The organism is Streptomyces sp. NPDC058691 (assembly GCF_042714775.1).
Taxonomy (GTDB): Bacteria; Actinomycetota; Actinomycetes; order Streptomycetales; family Streptomycetaceae; genus Actinacidiphila.
In genome coordinates, this window is record NZ_JBHXSO010000029.1 from 1 (window position 1) to 15,749 (window position 15,749).

General features: G+C 69.3%; 14 protein-coding genes. 11 read left to right on the forward strand and 3 right to left on the reverse strand.

Features of this window, described 5'->3' with window-relative positions; all coding sequences use genetic code 11:
• Positions 1–98 precede the first annotated feature (98 nt).
• The 3 genes from ACFWVC_RS21205 to ACFWVC_RS21215 all read left to right on the forward strand — a co-directional run bounded on the left by ACFWVC_RS21205 (position 99) and on the right by ACFWVC_RS21215 (position 3,883).
• The gene (locus ACFWVC_RS21205) at positions 99–857 is read left to right on the forward strand and encodes an IclR family transcriptional regulator (RefSeq protein WP_384288021.1); all 759 of its coding nucleotides are present in this window, start codon (positions 99–101) and stop codon (positions 855–857) included.
• Between the two features lie 486 nt (positions 858–1,343).
• On the forward strand, positions 1,344–2,360 hold the full coding sequence (locus ACFWVC_RS21210) for a PP2C family protein-serine/threonine phosphatase (RefSeq protein WP_384288023.1): 1,017 nt from the start codon (positions 1,344–1,346) through the stop codon (positions 2,358–2,360).
• A 155-nt stretch (positions 2,361–2,515) separates the two neighbouring features.
• A complete protein-coding gene (locus ACFWVC_RS21215) occupies positions 2,516–3,883 on the forward strand; it encodes a SpoIIE family protein phosphatase (protein ID WP_384288277.1) in 1,368 nt (455 codons plus the stop codon).
• 16 nt (positions 3,884–3,899) lie between these two features.
• Here the strand turns inward: ACFWVC_RS21215 and ACFWVC_RS21220 are convergent, their stop codons facing one another.
• Both ACFWVC_RS21220 and ACFWVC_RS21225 read right to left on the reverse strand, forming a co-directional pair.
• The gene (locus ACFWVC_RS21220) at positions 3,900–4,592 is read right to left on the reverse strand and encodes an alpha/beta hydrolase (protein ID WP_384288025.1); all 693 of its coding nucleotides are present in this window, start codon (positions 4,590–4,592) and stop codon (positions 3,900–3,902) included.
• 156 nt (positions 4,593–4,748) lie between these two features.
• Positions 4,749–5,453 (reverse strand): NADPH-dependent F420 reductase, encoded by a 705-nt coding sequence (locus tag ACFWVC_RS21225; RefSeq protein ID WP_384288030.1) that lies wholly within the window; start codon positions 5,451–5,453, stop codon positions 4,749–4,751.
• A 242-nt stretch (positions 5,454–5,695) separates the two neighbouring features.
• Here ACFWVC_RS21225 and ACFWVC_RS21230 point away from each other — a divergent pair, with 242 nt between their 5' ends.
• The 8 genes from ACFWVC_RS21230 (at position 5,696) to ACFWVC_RS21265 (ending at position 14,314) form a co-directional block, all read left to right on the forward strand.
• A complete protein-coding gene (locus tag ACFWVC_RS21230; protein WP_384288031.1) occupies positions 5,696–7,093 on the forward strand; it encodes a carboxylesterase/lipase family protein in 1,398 nt (465 codons plus the stop codon).
• A gap of 66 nt (positions 7,094–7,159) precedes the next feature.
• The gene (lepB, locus tag ACFWVC_RS21235) at positions 7,160–7,882 is read left to right on the forward strand and encodes a signal peptidase I (protein ID WP_384288036.1); all 723 of its coding nucleotides are present in this window, start codon (positions 7,160–7,162) and stop codon (positions 7,880–7,882) included.
• 417 nt (positions 7,883–8,299) lie between these two features.
• On the forward strand, positions 8,300–8,881 hold the full coding sequence (locus ACFWVC_RS21240) for an RNA polymerase sigma factor (protein WP_384288041.1): 582 nt from the start codon (positions 8,300–8,302) through the stop codon (positions 8,879–8,881).
• Entirely contained in the window at positions 8,881–9,693 is an 813-nt protein-coding gene (locus tag ACFWVC_RS21245; protein WP_384288044.1) for a hypothetical protein, read from the forward strand. Before ACFWVC_RS21240 ends, ACFWVC_RS21245 begins: the two co-directional genes overlap by 1 nt.
• 189 nt (positions 9,694–9,882) lie before the next feature.
• Positions 9,883–10,752 carry an LLM class F420-dependent oxidoreductase gene (locus tag ACFWVC_RS21250; protein WP_384288047.1) on the forward strand — a complete coding sequence of 290 codons (870 nt, stop codon included), beginning with the start codon at positions 9,883–9,885 and terminating at the stop codon, positions 10,750–10,752.
• Between the two features lie 232 nt (positions 10,753–10,984).
• Complete coding sequence (locus ACFWVC_RS21255) at positions 10,985–11,455, forward strand: DUF2690 domain-containing protein (protein WP_384288052.1); 471 nt, start codon at positions 10,985–10,987, stop codon at positions 11,453–11,455.
• Positions 11,456–11,848: 393 nt separating this feature from the next.
• Positions 11,849–12,727 carry an LLM class F420-dependent oxidoreductase gene (locus tag ACFWVC_RS21260; protein ID WP_384288055.1) on the forward strand — a complete coding sequence of 293 codons (879 nt, stop codon included), beginning with the start codon at positions 11,849–11,851 and terminating at the stop codon, positions 12,725–12,727.
• A 57-nt stretch (positions 12,728–12,784) separates the two neighbouring features.
• Entirely contained in the window at positions 12,785–14,314 is a 1,530-nt protein-coding gene (locus tag ACFWVC_RS21265; RefSeq protein WP_384288057.1) for a GMC family oxidoreductase, read from the forward strand.
• 229 nt (positions 14,315–14,543) lie between these two features.
• Here the strand turns inward: ACFWVC_RS21265 and ACFWVC_RS21270 are convergent, their stop codons facing one another.
• Entirely contained in the window at positions 14,544–15,734 is a 1,191-nt protein-coding gene (locus ACFWVC_RS21270) for a wax ester/triacylglycerol synthase domain-containing protein (protein ID WP_384288059.1), read from the reverse strand.
• Between the last annotated feature and the right edge of the window lie 15 nt (positions 15,735–15,749).

The window sequence follows — 15,749 nt, forward strand, 5'->3', positions numbered from 1 at the left end:
GACCCCGCACGACGGCCCAGGCCGTCGTGCGGGGAGAGGCAAAAGCCGACGCGCCCCGCGAACCGCGCGCAGCCCGTCCCACACACGAAGGAAGGGACATGGACATGTCCGATGAGCCCTACGGCATGTCGGTGACCGACAAGGTCCTCGCGTTGCTCGGGGCCTTCACCCCCGAAAACCCCGCGCTCACCCTCACGGAGTTGTCCAGGCGGACGGGGCTGTCGTTGCCGACGGTTCATCGTCGTGCTGCCGAACTCGTCGCCTGGGGAGCCCTGGAGCGCGGGCCCGACCGGCGCTACCGGGTGGGCCTGCGGCTGTGGGAGGTGGCCACCCTCGCGCCTCGCGGCTTCCCGTTGCGCGATGCGGCCCTGCCGATCCTGTACGACCTGTACGACGTCACGAAGGAGCAGCACATCCATCTCTCCGTGCGGGACCACCTGGACGTCGTCTTCCTGGAACGTCTGAGCACGCCGGGCGCGCCGCAGGCCGACAGCCGGGTGGGAGGCCGCTTCGGCGCATTCGCCACGGGAGCGGGACTCGTCCTGCTCGCCCACGCGCCTGGCGACGTTCAAGAGGAGTATCTGAGCACCCCACCGCGTCGCTACACCAGTAACACGGTCACCTCCCCCGCCCGGCTCCGCTCCCTGCTGGCTGATGTCCGCAGGGAGGGGTACGCCAGCAGCGACAGAATGGTGGGGCCGGACGTCCACTGCGTCGGAGCGCCGATCCACGGTGCGGGCGGCTCGGTCGTGGCGGCCATTTCGATCGCCTTCAGGGCGGGCAGCCAATCCCCCCAGACGCTCGCTCCCGCCGTTCGCGCGGCGGCCCGAAAGGTTTCCCGCGCGTTGCGCGAGTGAACACGTCCCGGGCCGGTCGACGGCCCGTACGGTGCCCCGGACAAGCACCGGTTCGACTGCCGGCGGGCTCTGGGGGCCTCAACTCACCCTTCCATACCGCGATGGCACGAAAGCCGCGCCATGTTGATACGACACCTTGCTTCCAGGAAAATCCGGCCGCTCCCCAGACTCGTGATACCGCACTGCCCGCGCACTCCCGTTTCCGCGCCTGCGGCCGATGACGGAGCCCGCTTGCTCCAAGCGTCCGGCCCCGGAAGCCCTCAGCGGCCGAAGGCCCATGGCCGCGGCACCGGGCCCTTGGGCATGCGCGGCCACGCTGTGCCTCCGCTCCTGCTGATCGTGGCCGTCACCTTGGGTGCGTCGTTCGCCCCCCTTGCGGTTCACCTGTCCACACTGCTCGTGGCGGCCCCCACGTGCACGGGAACATTCGCACGGCCACGCTTCACGGCCGCCGTCGCGCTCACGGCAGCCGCGGCAGTGCTCCTCGTGGACCGCCACGACGGCCTGCTCCACTCACCGCTGCTGCCCATTCACATCGGAGCAGTGCTCATAGTCTCCGCGTTCGTCATCGCCGCCCGGGCGCTCCATGACCGCGACTTGCAGGAACTGGCCCAAGTACGGGCCGTCTCCGAAGCAGCCCAACGGGTACTGCTGCGGCCGATCCCTGGGGAGCTGGGCCCCTTCCGTGTCGCCTCGATGTACCGCGCCGCGGCGGCACACGCACTGGTGGGCGGTGACCTGTACGCGGCCGCCCGCACCGGCCGGACCACGCGCCTCCTCATCGGAGACGTCCGCGGAAAAGGCCTCCCGGCGATCGATGACGCCTCCGCCGTCCTGGGCGCTTTCCGTGAGGCAGCCCAGCAGTGCCGCACACTCCCGGAACTTGCGGCCTCCCTGGAACGCAGCGTTCGCAGGCACCTGTGCGAGGTGCCCCCCATCGTCCCCGACAGCGGCGAGCGGTTCATCACCGCCCTGCTGATCGAACTCCCCGACGACGAAGAGATCATCAGGGTGGTCAGCTGCGGGCACCCGCCACCTCTGCTGCGCCAGGGCAACCAGGTCACCCCGCTGACCGTCACCCGGCCCGCCCCGCCACTGGGGCTCGCAGCGGACACGCCCAACGCCTTTCGCCTCGACACCGTTGCCTTCGGCCCCGGAGACACGCTGCTCCTCTACACCGACGGCCTGGCCGAGGCCCGCGACTCCGCCGGCGACTTCTTCCCCCTCCTCGACCGTGCCGATACCTGGACCTGGGACTGCCCCAGCCGTCTCGTACAGCACGTCAGCCTCGATGTGGACCGGCATGTCGGCAAGAACCTCCAGGACGACCTGGCACTTGTCGCGGTCCATCACCCCCGTACCCCGTCCACGCAGGACAGCCGCCACCGTGAACATCCTCAGCCCGAAGACCCGCACACCCGCGCATTGCCCCCTCACCCATGCGCCACCGACCACACGCGCATGAATGCCACGCGCTGCGCACCACACCAGAAAGGACAGTGACGAGAATGACGAGAATGGCCACATCCAGGCTCCTCCTGCTCCGGCACCCGAGTGCACTGCTCGCCGTCTATCTCGCTGCGGCCTGCGCTCTGCAACTGAAGGCCTCCGCAGGCGGCCTGGTCCGCTGGTCGGACTACTCGGTCCTCGCACCCGTGATGGCGGCAGCCCTGCTGCCCCTCCGGCACACCCTGATCGTCGGAGCTTCCACTCTGGCGACCAGTGTGGTCATCTACGGTTTCGTCATTCCAGGCGTGTCGGAGGGCGGCCGCACGGTTGTCATCACCGCCGCCCTCCTGTCACTGGGCATGAGCCTGCTCATCTGCCGAATCCGGGGCCGCCAGAATACGAGGTGCGCCTTCGCCGCACCTGCCCCGAGCGGTGAGCAGACCGGCCGCCGGATCGCCTCTGCACCACGTCAGGCACCCGGCGATCTGTGCGCCTCCCTGCCGGCGGGTGGACCACCACCCGGGCGCCTGCCGCAACCCGCGGCCGTGGAACTCGCATACGGCGGGGCCGATGGCGGAAGGCCGCAGGCCCATTGGCTGGACGCCATCCCACTGCCCGGAGCCCGGGTGGCGCTGGTAGCCGGCAGCGTGACCGAGGACGGAGAACCGGCCCCCACCCTGGTGCACGAACTCCGCGCCGCGGTGCGAACGCTGGCGGACATCGACATGCCACCGGACGAGACGCTCACCCACCTCCAGGACGTCCTCCACCGGCTGCAACCGGACGACGCCGTCCACGACGTCATGGCAAGCTGCCTGTACGCCGTCTACGACCCCGTCACAGCAGACTGCACCCTCGCCTGCGCCGGCCACCCCGCCCCCATCGTCATCAGCCCCGAAGGTGTGACCATCGCCGTCGACCTTCCCTCCGGAACACCGCTCGGACGCGCACGAGCACAAGTCACGACCACCGAAATCCGGCTCGGCAAGGGCAGCGTGCTCCTGCTGCATGCGCACTCCGCGAAGCCAACCGGTTCCGAGACCAGGACCGATGGATCCACCGTGCCCGAACGACCCATCGGGCCGCAGTCCTCGCTCACCGACACCTGCCATACCGCCCTGCAGGCCCTTGCGACAGAGGGTGGCCCCCGTCAACTGCGTGTGCTCGCCGCACGAACCCGCACATTCGACACCACCACCGTGGCCACTTGGGACCTCACCGCCGATCCAGCGGCGGTCTCCGCCGCGCGCAAACATGTCACCGCCCAGCTGACGGCATGGGGCCTGGACGAGGCGGCATCCACCACCATCCTGATCGTCAGCGAACTGGTCACCAACGCCATCCGCCACGCGCAGCCACCGCTGCTTCTCCGCCTGATCCGCTGCGACACCAGCCTGACCTGCGAGGTCACCGACGGCAGCACCATCACCCCTCACCTACGCCGCGCCAGCACCCTCGACGAAAGCGGCCGGGGGCTGTTCATCGTCGCCCAACTCACCTGCCGCTGGGGCACCCGCCACCATCCACAGGGCAAAACCATCTGGGCCGAACACATCCCGCAACACGAAACAGCGTAGAAGGAGACACGCTTTTTCAGAGAGCCATCTCCTCGCGGATCAGGCGGGCCAGTTCCGCCGGGTGCGAGAGGAACGGCGAGTGCCCGCTGTCCATCAGACGCACGCGGTCGGCTTGCCGGGCCATGGAGTGCTGGAACGCGGCGGGAATCGCGCGATCCTGCTCGCAGACGATGTAGGAGCTCGGTACGTCGTGCCAGATGGCCCGGGTGAGAGGCTGGGTGACCGAAGCGAGGGACTGCGAGCGCAGAGATGCCGCGACGGACTCCGCCAGTTGTGGGTCGACGCCGGTGTACAGCACTTCCACCGGATCGGACACTCCGAAGTAGCCCGGACGGTCGCCTTCCTTTTCATGGACGTCCCAGTACGCGGGATGGACGCCTCCTGTCGGTGTCAGCACTGTGTCACCGACGTCCTGCATCATCGCTGCCAGGTAGATCACCCGCACGATGCCGGGCCCCGCCGGCGTCTGCGACACGGGCGCTCCCCCGTAGGAATGGCCGAGAACCACCGCCGGTCCTCCGATTTCCCCCAGGACCGCTTCGATGCGAGCCGAATCCGCGTACAGGTCCCCGAGGAGTTCGGGGTTCTCCCCGGTACTGGGCAGGCGAACGGTCCTCACGTCCACATCGGGGAGACAGGAGGCAAGGAGTTGCCAAGCAGGGGAGTCGTGCCAGGCGCCATGGACGAGGAGCAGAGCCGGAAGTGACATGAGAGAGCTTTCGGGTAGGCAGAGAGATCAGGCGGGCCGCGCCGATCACAGGGCGACCGAGGCCCATACCAGCGGGTAGTCGATGAGTTCACTTCGAATCGCTGGGCAAGCGGCACCCGTGACGAGACGTCCTGGCCACGCCCTGGCCGGGTTTCGTCAGGGGGCGCAGGTGGAGGCCCACAGGATCTGCCTCAGCGCCGCCGCGGACACCGGAGCCGCCGGCTGCTGGCGGACATCGTCCGCGCCACCCGCGCCGTAGGGGATGTGGCAGGCCGGCATTCCTGGCTGGAAGCGCCATCCTTCGCGGAGCGGACCGACGTCGACTACGTCGAAGCCCAAACGCCCGAGCAGCCACGAGACGTCCGCCTTGGCCGACTCGTCATCCCCGGCGATGGGGAGGGCAGTTCTGTTGTCCGCTGCGTGCGGCCGGGCAAGGTCCCTGAAGTGCTTGTAGTCGATGTTGTTGATCGCCTTGACGACCTTCGCCTCCCTGAAATGCCGCTGAATCAATTCACTGCTCGTCGTGGAGGCGCCGGCGATCTCGGTGACGCCCGGCAGTTGCCGCGCATAGCGGTTCGCCATGTCGATGATCGACTTTCCGGATCCCAAGTTTCCCGGAAGCGACCGGTGTTCCTCGAAAGGCATCAGCAGGGTCAGCCACTCCCCCTCCTCCGCGGCTTCCTCGGGGGTTACTATCCGGACGCGACCCGGAAAAATCTGCTCCAGATCTGTGAACGGTTCGTGATCGCCCACCACGCTGTAGGCCACATCGATTCCGGCGGTTATCACCATTTCAAGCAGAGTGCGCTCACCGACGTGGCCGCACCCGACATACCCGAATATTCGCTTGGTGCCTTTCAACAGGGATGACTCTTTCGTCTGTCACGGACCTGGCCGCCCGTCACGTATTACTCGTACAAGTCGGCGGCCGAGCCGCCCGCGAGAAAGGCGAGTCCAATCGGAATGCGAACGTCCGGATGCTACCTCCGCGACTCGGGATGCCGAGCCAAACTTTCATTCAATGAAAGTTTTTTGCTGCCCGCTGGTCCGGAGGTAGCATCCGGACGTTCGTATTGCAATGGAGAGCGGAGCCGGGCTTCAGTATGGAAAGTATCGTCGTGCAAACGATCCAGGGCGCCGTGCGAGGCGTAACGGACAAGGGTGTCAGCGTGTTCAGGGGCATTCCGTACGCCGCGCCTCTCGACGGCCCCCGGCGTTTTCAGGCGCCGCAGCAGCCGCAGCCATGGGACGGTGTCCTCGACGGTACCGCTTTCAGTGCCTCGCCCCCGCAGGCCCAGATGCCTCCCTTGCCGGCGCTGTGGCACCCGGGTGACGATGCCGACTGCCTCACCGTGAATGTCTGGACGCCCGATCCCGGGGCAGCCGGTCTCCCGGTGATGGTCTGGCTTTACGGGGGAGCATTCATTTTTGGTTCCGCGAGCCAGCCCGAGTTCGATGGCGCGAATCTGGCCCGCTCGGGCGTCGTGCTGGTGACCTTGAACTATCGCACTGGCTTCGAGGGCTTGGGCTGGCTGCCGGACGCGCCGCAGAACCGGGCACTGCTCGACCAACTCGCGGCCCTGCGCTGGGTGCAGGAAAACATAGCGCGATTCGGCGGGGCCCCGGGCAATGTGACGATCTTCGGGCAGTCGGCGGGAGGCAGCGCCGTGGCGGCACTGACGGCCGCCGAGGCCGGCCGCGGGCTGTTCGGCCGGGCCATTGGACAGAGCGTCACAGCGGCTTTTCTGCCTGAAGAACAGGCGCGCGGCACGGCAGAGCGGATCGCGGCGGCGCTCGGTGTCCCGCTCACTTCCGAGGCCTTCGCGGGCGTGGCGTCCGAGGCGATCCACGCCGTGCAGTCCAGGGAGGGCGAGGTCACTCCCTACGGACTGGTGGTGGATGGGGATGTGGTGCGCGACCAGCCCTGGCGCGGCCTGCGTGCGGAGGTCGACCTCATGACCGGGTTCACCCGCGACGAGTACCGGTTCTTCGCCATGGCGATGAGCGAGAACCTGTCCGCCGTTGACGTCGCTGGTGTCGCGGCGGCGCACGGCGTTCCTCTCGACGGCTACCGAGCCGCGTACCCCGGCGCCTCCGATGCCGATCTGTACATCCTCATCCAGTCCGACGCGTTCTTCCGCATGCCGTCGACGTGGTGCGCTCAGGAGCACTCCGGCCGCAGCTGGTGTTATGAGGTGGCCTGGCCGACCCCGGTGTTCGGCGGGGCGCTCGGCGCTTGCCACCTCCTCGACGTACCGCTGGCATTCGGCAACTTCCACGGCCCGATGGCGGCCATGCTCTTCGGCGACTCACTCCCGCCGGAGGCTGTCGGCCTGGCGGAGGAGTTCCGCAGGTCGTTGACGGCCTTCGCCGCCACCGGCGACCCCGGCTGGCCGCAGTACCGGAAGGGTGAGGCGCTCACGCGGATCTGGGACGTGCCCGTCTCGGTGGTAGCCGACCCCGTGTCGGCGTCCCGACAGATCTGGGCGGACAAAATGTGAAGCCCTCGGGAGCCTGCCCGCGGGTGTGAGTCCACTGGACCGGCATCCAACATTAAGGAAGAAGCGATGCCTGAGCGCAAGACCGCGCAGGGCGCGGACCCTGAGCGGCCCGGCAAAGCGATTGGCGTGAGGCGCCCGTGGTGGCGGGAGCTACCCATACTGGTCGGCGTTGCTCTACTTCTGTCGCTGTTCATCAAGACGTTTTTTGTGCAAGCTTTCTCGATCCCTTCTGATTCGATGCAGAATACGCTGCAGAGAGGCGATCGGGTCCTGGTGGACAAGTTCACGCCGTGGCTCGGCACGACACCGCAGCGCGGTGAGGTTGTCGTCTTCCGTGATCCTGGTGGTTGGCTTCACGAAGGAGTCCCGAAGGAGGACAATTTCGCTCTGCGAGGGCTGCAGAAGGGATTGACCTTCATTGGTCTCATGCCGTCGGTCGAAGAAAAAGACCTGATCAAGCGGGTGATCGCGGTCGGCGGTGACACCGTGGAGTGCAATCGAGGGGAACCGCTCAAAGTTAACGGAATCCCGCTGAATGAGCCGTACATCTATCCGGGTTCCACCCCGTGTGACGACATTCCCGTCGGCACGATCAAGGTACCCAAGGACCACTTGTGGGTGATGGGAGATCACCGCGACGACTCCTGGGATTCCCGCGCCCACGTCCACGATCCCACCGGCGGGTTCGTACCAGTGAAGAATGTGATCGGCCGCGCTTTCACCGTGGCTTGGCCAATCCCCCGGTGGGCAACGCTGCCGGTACCCGCAACTTTTCATCGCGAGTTCTGATTGCTGCTGCGCGCACCTGTCCATGCGTTGAATTTGGCCGGAAGCGCGGCAGGACGGGGAGTGCGATGGCTCCGGTGGCGATGAGGGCGACGGCGGCTCACAGGGCGTGGCCTCGCTGACCGGCATCCGTGCGCCCCGCAGAACGCCAGGCGCGCGAGGGAGCGCGCAGGGGGCGCGTGCGTGATGGCGTGCGCACGTCCCGGTGAAATTGTTGGGGTCGGGCGTGCACACTTGCGGGTCTCGTTCGCTTGGCTGGGACCAAGGCAAGAGGCGCTCGGTGCCGAGCGGGGGCGGCACCGGGCCGGCGAAAGGACTCCAGGCAGTGGATCTCGAAATAGCTGCGCGTCTGCTCAGTGCCTGCGTGCGGGTCGGGGCGGCCCAGTCGGCCGCGCAGCACCGCCCTTTGGAGCGCGGCTGATGAGCGGCCACCGGCCCGACCCGTGGGCCGACCAGGTCGTGCGGGACGATCTGGCGGCGGTGCTCCCGGACACCTTCACCGCGTTCTACTCCCTGCACCACAAGGTCTACCTGCGGTACGCACACCTGCAGCTCGACAGCCGGCCCGAGGCCGAGCTGGTCGTGGAGGACGTGTTCGTGCAGCTGGCCACGATGTGGCCGCACGTCCTGCAGCAGCCGACCGTGGACGGCTACGCCTGGGCGGTGTTGAAGGAGGAGGTCGCCCGGCGCCTGGAGGTGCAAGGCCGCGGTGTGGCCCTGGTGGAGACGGCGGCGTTCGCCGCGGCCCGGCGGGAGAGCCGCGGCACCTTCGCGGTGCTGGAGTCCAGCCTCGGGCTGTATGCGGCGATCGCGCGGCTTCCGGAACGGCAGTACGACGTGATCGTGCTGCGATTTGTGCTCGGCTACCCGATGCGGCAGGTCGCGGCGCTGATGGGCGTGACGTACGGGACGGTACGCAGCCACGTCCGGGGCGCCCGCCGGCGACTGGCGCGCGATCTGGGGATCGACTGGGCCGCGGAAGAGATGAACGAGGAGGACTGATGACCCGGGGGAACAAGCGGACCGATCCCATCGACCAAGTGCTCGCAGGCGCCGAGGTCCTGGCCGACGCATACGACGACTTCGACGAGCGGGCGGCCCTGGACCGGATCGCACGACGGGTGGTGTGGCACCGGGCCGTGTCCATGGAGCACCGGGCCCGCTCGATCCGCACCGAGTCCGGTGCGGGCACCCAGCCCACGGACGCCCACGACGGCCTGCCCGCCGCGTTGCACGAGCAGGCCGCCGACGAACTGGGCGTGCTGTCCTCTCACGTCGTGCGGGATCCGGCGGCGATCGCCGCCATGGCCCTGCTCGTCGACGACCGGGCCACCATCGAACCCACGGGCGCGCTCGCCTTCGCCTGCCTGCTGTATCTGGCCGACCGTCACGACGCGGCCAGGTTCTGGTGGCAGTTCGCCGCAGGCGCGGACTCCCCGACCGCGGCCCACTGCCTGTTCCTGCACCACCTGCAGCACAGCGAGCTGCGCGACGCGCAGCACTGGCGGACCCAGGCACACCTGCCGCGCCAGATCGGCCAGGACCCCTTGGCCAACACCTCGTGGTCGCCGGGGACCGACCAGGCACTGACCCACCGGCTGTGGTCCCCAGCCCGGACAGAAGGCGCTTCCACGACCGTCACGGTCGACCTCGTCCACCGCACACGCCGGCCCGCGACATCCCCGCCGCTGTCGAACTCGATCGCCAAGGCCGTGCAGCGCCTCGAGCAACACAGCGACGAGGACTTCGGCACGATCCCCAAACCCGACCCCGAACTCGCCGCCGAACTCGAGGACTGCGCCGCCTCACGGTGAGCGAGGCACCCCCCGCCGGTCGCCGGACCGGTTCGCAGGTGGCCGACGGTGGCCCGGCCGGCCACGCGGCGCGAGGCGACGGCGAAGACGGCCTTCCGAGTGACGCGCCGCGCCGCCTCCACGCGCGGCGTGCCCCGTCACCCGAACCCGTCCGCGCATCGCGCTTAGGGTGACGCCAGGAGGTGACGGATGCGAGTGGGGCTGCACGCGCTCGGCATCGGCGACGGTGCCCGCCCAGAGATCATCGCGGCGGTGGCCACCGCCGCCGAGACCCACGGCTTCGCCAGGCTCTGGTGCGGCGAGCACGTGGTACTCGTGGACGCGCCCTCCTCCCGTTACCCCTACTCCGCCGACGGCCGGATCGCCGTGCCCGCGGACGCGGACTGGCTGGACCCGCTGCTCGCGCTGAGCTACGCGGCAGCAGTCACCAGCCGGATCGAACTCGCCACCGGCGTGCTCCTGCTGCCCGAGCACAACCCGGTCATGGTCGCGAAACAGGCCGCCACACTCGACGTGCTCTCAGCCGGGCGGTTCTGCCTGGGGATCGGGACCGGCTGGTCGGCCGACGAGTTCTCCGCGCTCGCAGTCCCCTTCGCCGGGCGCGGGCGACGCACCGAGGAGTACCTCGCCGCGATGCGCACCCTGTGGACCGAGGATCCGGCCTCCTTCGCAGGGGAGTTCACCCGCTTCGACGCCATCCGCGTCAACCCGAAACCTCTGCGAGGTGGCCGGCTCCCGGTCGTCGTCGGCGGCAACAGCGACACCGCCCTGCGCCGCGCGGTCAGGCACGCCGACGGCTGGTACGGCTTCAACGTCCCGGCGGCCGACGTCCCCTCACATGTGGCCGTCCTCACCGACGAATGCGCCCGCCACGGCCGCGCCTTCGACGAACTCACCGTTGCCGTCGCCCTGAGCGACGGCACACCACGACACCTGCCCGCCCTCGCCGCAGCGGGCATCACGGAACTCGTCATCGTCGGCGCACCCCCGCCCGATCCCCACGCGGCAGCCACCTGGGTCGCCGAACTCGCCCGGACGTGGATCACCCGGAAACCGTGACCGCGGCCGGCCGGCATCACGGACTCAGCGCCCCTCAGTGCTGAAGGCCCGCCATCACGTCCCATGAACACGAGGTCCCGCCGAAACCAGGACGGCCAACCTTTCCCGCGGGGCCCGATCCGTGTCTGAAAATCGCTCAACTCCCCCTGGTTCGGGGCCCTTTCGGACGGACACGGGCGACTGTACTGTGCCCTGCGGCAACAACGGCAGTTCCCCAACCAGGAGGTCGGAGATGAAGAGCACGATCGCGCGCATCTGGCGTACGGCCCGCATTGCATCGGTATTGGCAGTGGTCGCCGGCGTCGCGCCCATCGTGATGAGTCCCGCCGCTCATGCCGCAGCCTACGACGGCCAGACGGCCAGCAGCACCAGTTGCTGGAACGACCGGCGGATCGTCGCCTCCTCCTACCTCTATGCGGGCTCGTACAACTCCGGTGCCATCATCGACCTGTACTACAGCCCGTCGTGCCGCACAACCTGGGCCCGTATCGAGCACGGCACGATCGCGGCCCCCGGGGACAACGTCGGCGGGATCGCCCAGATCATCCGCAACAGCGACGGGCGCACCTACACGTGTCATGTCACCAGCAGCAGCGGCACGTGCTACACGGCGATGGTCAACGACGCGAACGTCACCTCGTACGCATACGGCATCGAGGACGGCGGCGCCTTCTACGCCGAGGGCCGGACGAAGAACTACTGACAGGCCGGCTGCGGTCGCGGGCAGCGGGCAGCGAGCGACACCACTCCGGCGCGCCTGCAGCCACCGCACCAACCACGCCCCCACGGCTACCGCCTGAGCAATTCAGCGTCCCGGCGTCGTCACTTCCGACGGTGCCGGGACGCCTGCTTGCTTCCGACGGTCAGGACACTGTGCCCAGCCCCGCCAGAGCCGCGCGCCGGCCGGCGCTGAGCCGATGCCGGGGGCAATCAGTGCGGGTCGCCCTTCCCCCTTTTTTCCTTGCTTGACAAAGCATCTAGCGGCCTGGGCATAATCGATTCCGACCCGTCCGGCGTCACGCCCGGCACCCTCACGCCCGCCGCAGGACGACCGGGTGCCGTTGGCGCACAGTGTTTCCCACAACCGGAGGCCCGCATGAAACTCGGCATGGCGATCGCGGATTTCACCCGGCCCGATGGCCCGGCAGGCATCGCCGCTCACGTAGGCCGACTCGCCCGGACCGCCGAGGAGTTCGGCTTCACCCGCATCGCCGTCATGGACCACCTCTTCCAGATCGGGATCGTGGGCGCGTCCGAGCAGGAGATGCTGGAGGCGTACACCACGCTGGGCTTCCTGGCGGCTTCCACCGAGCGCGCGGAGCTTCTCGCCCTGGTGACCTCGGCCGGCTACCGCGAACCGGGACTGCTGGCCAAGATGGTGACCACGCTCGACGTCCTGTCCGAGGGCCGGGCCGCCTTGGGCATCGGCGTCGGAGCGGGTTTCAACATGGCCGAAGCTCGCGGCCTGGGCCTGCCCTTCCCGCCCGTCGCGGAGCGATTCGAGCGGCTCGAGGAGACACTGCAGATCTGCCTGCAGATGTGGAGCGATGACGAGAAGCCCTTCGCCGGGCATCACTACCGGCTCGAACGCACCCTCAACTCGCCGCAGGCGCTGCGGCGCCCCCATCCGCCGATCCTGATCGGCGGGTCCGGCGAGCGGAAGACGCTCCGGCTCGTCGCGGAGTACGGGAACGCCTGCAACCTCTTCCACGGACCGGACCTTCAGCACAAGCTCGACGTGCTGCGGGGACACTGCGAGCAGGTCGGGAGGGACTACGACACGATCGAGAAGACCGTTCTGCTCCCACTCGACCCCGGTCCGCGCGGCGAGCACGTCCCGCGCCTCCTCGCCGAGTTGCAGCGCCTGCAGCGGATGGGCTTCGACCACGTCATCGGGCCCGTCCGTGGAGCCGACCAACAGGCCGCGCTGCAACTGCTCGGGGAGCGCGTCGTACCCGAAGCGCTGAACTTCTGATCAGAGCCTGTCGCCATCCACATAATTGCTTGCTAACGCACATACATGGAGGAACCCGTGAGTACCGGCACCGAATATCCGGGCCACCAGGCGGACGTCATCGTCGTGGGGGGAGGCTCGGCCGGGGCGGTGCTGGCCGCCAGACTCAGTGAAAACACCCAGCGCACCGTCCTGCTGATCGAAGCGGGCCCGGACTACCAGTCGGGGCAGTTGCCCGACGGGCTCACGTCCCCGCACCTGCTGGCCGACCCGGATCACGACTGGGGCTACACCGCGCGGGCCACCGACCGCGCCCCGAGCATCCCGGCACCGCGCGGCCGGACCATGGGCGGCAGTTCGTCGGTCAACGCCGGCGTGGCGATCCGCGCGCGGGCCGTGGACTTCGCCGCCTGGGAGGAGCGTTACGGGATCAAGGGCTGGTCCTACGAGGAGGTACTCCCCACCTTCAGGGCCATGGAGAACACCCCGACCGGTGAGGACGCCTACCACGGGCGCACCGGTCCCTTCCCCGTCCGGCAGTGGGCCTACGAGGATCTCACCTCCCCGATGCGGGCCTTCGTCGACGTGTCCGCGGACCGGGGATTCAGCCGGGTCGAGGACTTCAACGGCGCCGAGCAGGCGGGCACCGGCGGCTACCCGGTCAACATCGTCGACGGGGTGCGCCAGAACACCGCCCTGGCCTACCTCACGCCTCAGGTACGGCGCCGCCCGAACCTGACGGTGCTCAGCGGCATCACCATCGACACGGTGCTCATCGAGAACGGTTCGGCGCGCGGCGTGGTGGACGCCTCCGGCACCGTGCACCGGGCGGCCGAAGTGGTGCTCGCCGCGGGCAGTTACGGCAGCCCGGCCATCCTGCTGCGCTCCGGCGTCGGCCCGGCCGAGGACCTGCGGGCACTGGGCATCGACGTGGTCGCCGATCTCCCGGTCGGCCGGAGACTGCAGGATCATCCGTTCTTCCACTCGCTGTTCGCCCTCGCCCCCGAACACCAGACCATGACGCCCGCCTTCGGGGCGCATCTGTGGTGCGCCTCGACCGAGGCCGGGCCCGGCGAACTGGACCTCGGCATCGTCGGCACCCACCTGGCGGACGTTCCCATCAGCCCCACGGGCGGCGCGATCCTCCTGGCCACGGCCGTCACACGGCCGGAGTCACGCGGCTCCCTCACGCTGGCCGGCCGCGACCCGCACGCCGCCCCGGTCATCGACGACAACTTCCTGGCGACGCCCCGGGACCGCCGCCGCTTGCTGGAGGGCGTGAAGCTGGTCCGCAGCCTCGTGCGCGCAGAGCCCCTGGCCCGAATGACAGCGGGCGAACTGGTACCCGGCGACGCCGTTCAAGGCGACGAGGAACTGGCCGAGACCATCGCCTCCACCATCGCCACCTACGGCCACCCGACCTCGACCGTGCCCATGGGCGGGCCCGAGGACGAATGGGCCGTCGTCGACGAGTCGGGCGCCGTCAAGGGGGTCGCGGGACTGCGTGTCGTGGACGCCTCCATCCTGCCCGAGGTCCCGTCCGCCCCGACCAACGCGACCACCATCATGATCGCGGAGCACATCGCCCGCCGCGTGTACCGGGGCTGACGGATCCCCCGGCATGGGCGGGGGGGGGGGGGGGGGGCCCCGCGGGGCGCGCGCGAGGGGGTTGGGGGACCCCCGCCCCCCCCCCCGCGCCCCGGGGGGGCGCGGTGCCCCCCGCCCCGCCCGGCCGTCTGTGGTCGATCGACACCTGCGCCCACGGCGCGGACCGGCAGTGCGCGGCAACGCCCTGGCCCGGCTTCGCGTTACCGCGGAATCGCACGCCGCGAGAACCTCAGGTGCGCAGCCCCTCTGCCGCGGTCGCCTCCAGAGCCGCTGTCCACCGCTGCGGCAGGTCCGCCAGTCCGGGCAGAGCCGCGTCCGTCACGAAGTGGACGCTGGTGGTGCCCGCGTAGCTGCACGAGATGAGCGACAGCGGATGGTGCGGCGGAAGCCAGGTGAACATCCGGACGGAGGTCACCGGCGCATCCCCGTGGCGCAGCGGGTGGTGGAAGGCTACGTGTGACGTGTCCACCGTCGCCCGCTCGGGGGTCGTCAGCTTCTGTGCCGCCGCGTAGAAGGCGCGCACCGGGGTGCGTTCCATCAGCGCGCGCAGGGCACGGCGCATGGGCGGCTGCTTCACGGGGCGGGTCGCCGCAACCACTGAAGCCAGTTGCTCGCCGAAGGTCGGCAGATGGCAGGGCAGGGCGATCGGGGCGAAGGCGAAGTGGTTTCCAGGCCGGTTCCACTCCTCGGAGCGCCGGCCGTCCACCATCACCACTGTGCTCATCCGCTTGCCCCTGCCACGCGGCCAGTGCTCGGCGGCCCACTCGCGCAGGGCATGTGCCAGACAGGCAAGGGAGGCATCGTTGCTGCTGCCGCCTGCCGCTGTCGCCACCTCACGCAGCCGTTCCGTGGGGGCTTGCGCCCAGCCCCGCATCCGCTCGCCGGTCAGTGGTGTGGCGGGATCGTTCCACACGTCCGCGCGGGCCAGGGAGCCGAGTTGGGCCCGCAGCGCGTGAACGTAACTCGCCAGGGTGGCGCGCGCCGAATGGGCGGCGTCCGGCACCGTGCCGCCGAAGAGGGCGTACAGCGTGTTGCGCACGCCGACACCGTCGTGTGTGGTGTGCGCGGCCCGGTAGCAGAGCGTGTAGGTGCCGACGGCGTGGCCGCGCAGGAGCCACAGATCCCACGGCGGACCCTGCTGCGGCAGCGGGAGCGCGATCAGCTCGTCCAGGGCGTCGTCCAGCCCGGCCGGTGCGACCACCCGCTCCCGGACCCGAAGCTCCAAATCCGGGAGAACGTCACGCACCCACCGGGCCCGCAAGCGGGGGCCCGCGAGGTGGTCTGTCAACGCGGGAAGCCGGGAGAGGCATGCGGCAATGTGCTCCCGCAATTCCCCCACGGAGGGCACGGCACCCGTCACATCGAGGACGGCTCCGATGGTCAGCGGGATCGACGGCATGTCGCGAGCCGACGCGTCCATGCTCAAATCCATGGG

Excerpts from the sequence above, each read along its gene's own strand:
- ACFWVC_RS21260 (WP_384288055.1), top strand. The coding sequence starts at position 11,849 with ATGAAACTCGGCATGGCGATCGCGGATTTCACCCGGCCCGATGGCCCG.
- ACFWVC_RS21215 (WP_384288277.1), top strand. The coding sequence starts at position 2,516 with ATGGCGGCAGCCCTGCTGCCCCTCCGGCACACCCTGATCGTCGGAGCT.
- ACFWVC_RS21255 (WP_384288052.1), top strand. The coding sequence starts at position 10,985 with ATGAAGAGCACGATCGCGCGCATCTGGCGTACGGCCCGCATTGCATCG.
- ACFWVC_RS21250 (WP_384288047.1), top strand. The coding sequence starts at position 9,883 with ATGCGAGTGGGGCTGCACGCGCTCGGCATCGGCGACGGTGCCCGCCCA.
- ACFWVC_RS21220 (WP_384288025.1), bottom strand. The coding sequence starts at position 4,592 with ATGTCACTTCCGGCTCTGCTCCTCGTCCATGGCGCCTGGCACGACTCC.
- ACFWVC_RS21270 (WP_384288059.1), bottom strand. The coding sequence starts at position 15,734 with ATGGACGCGTCGGCTCGCGACATGCCGTCGATCCCGCTGACCATCGGA.
- ACFWVC_RS21245 (WP_384288044.1), top strand. The coding sequence starts at position 8,881 with ATGACCCGGGGGAACAAGCGGACCGATCCCATCGACCAAGTGCTCGCA.
- ACFWVC_RS21230 (WP_384288031.1), top strand. The coding sequence starts at position 5,696 with ATGGAAAGTATCGTCGTGCAAACGATCCAGGGCGCCGTGCGAGGCGTA.
- lepB (WP_384288036.1), top strand. The coding sequence starts at position 7,160 with ATGCCTGAGCGCAAGACCGCGCAGGGCGCGGACCCTGAGCGGCCCGGC.
- ACFWVC_RS21240 (WP_384288041.1), top strand. The coding sequence starts at position 8,300 with ATGAGCGGCCACCGGCCCGACCCGTGGGCCGACCAGGTCGTGCGGGAC.
- ACFWVC_RS21205 (WP_384288021.1), top strand. The coding sequence starts at position 99 with ATGGACATGTCCGATGAGCCCTACGGCATGTCGGTGACCGACAAGGTC.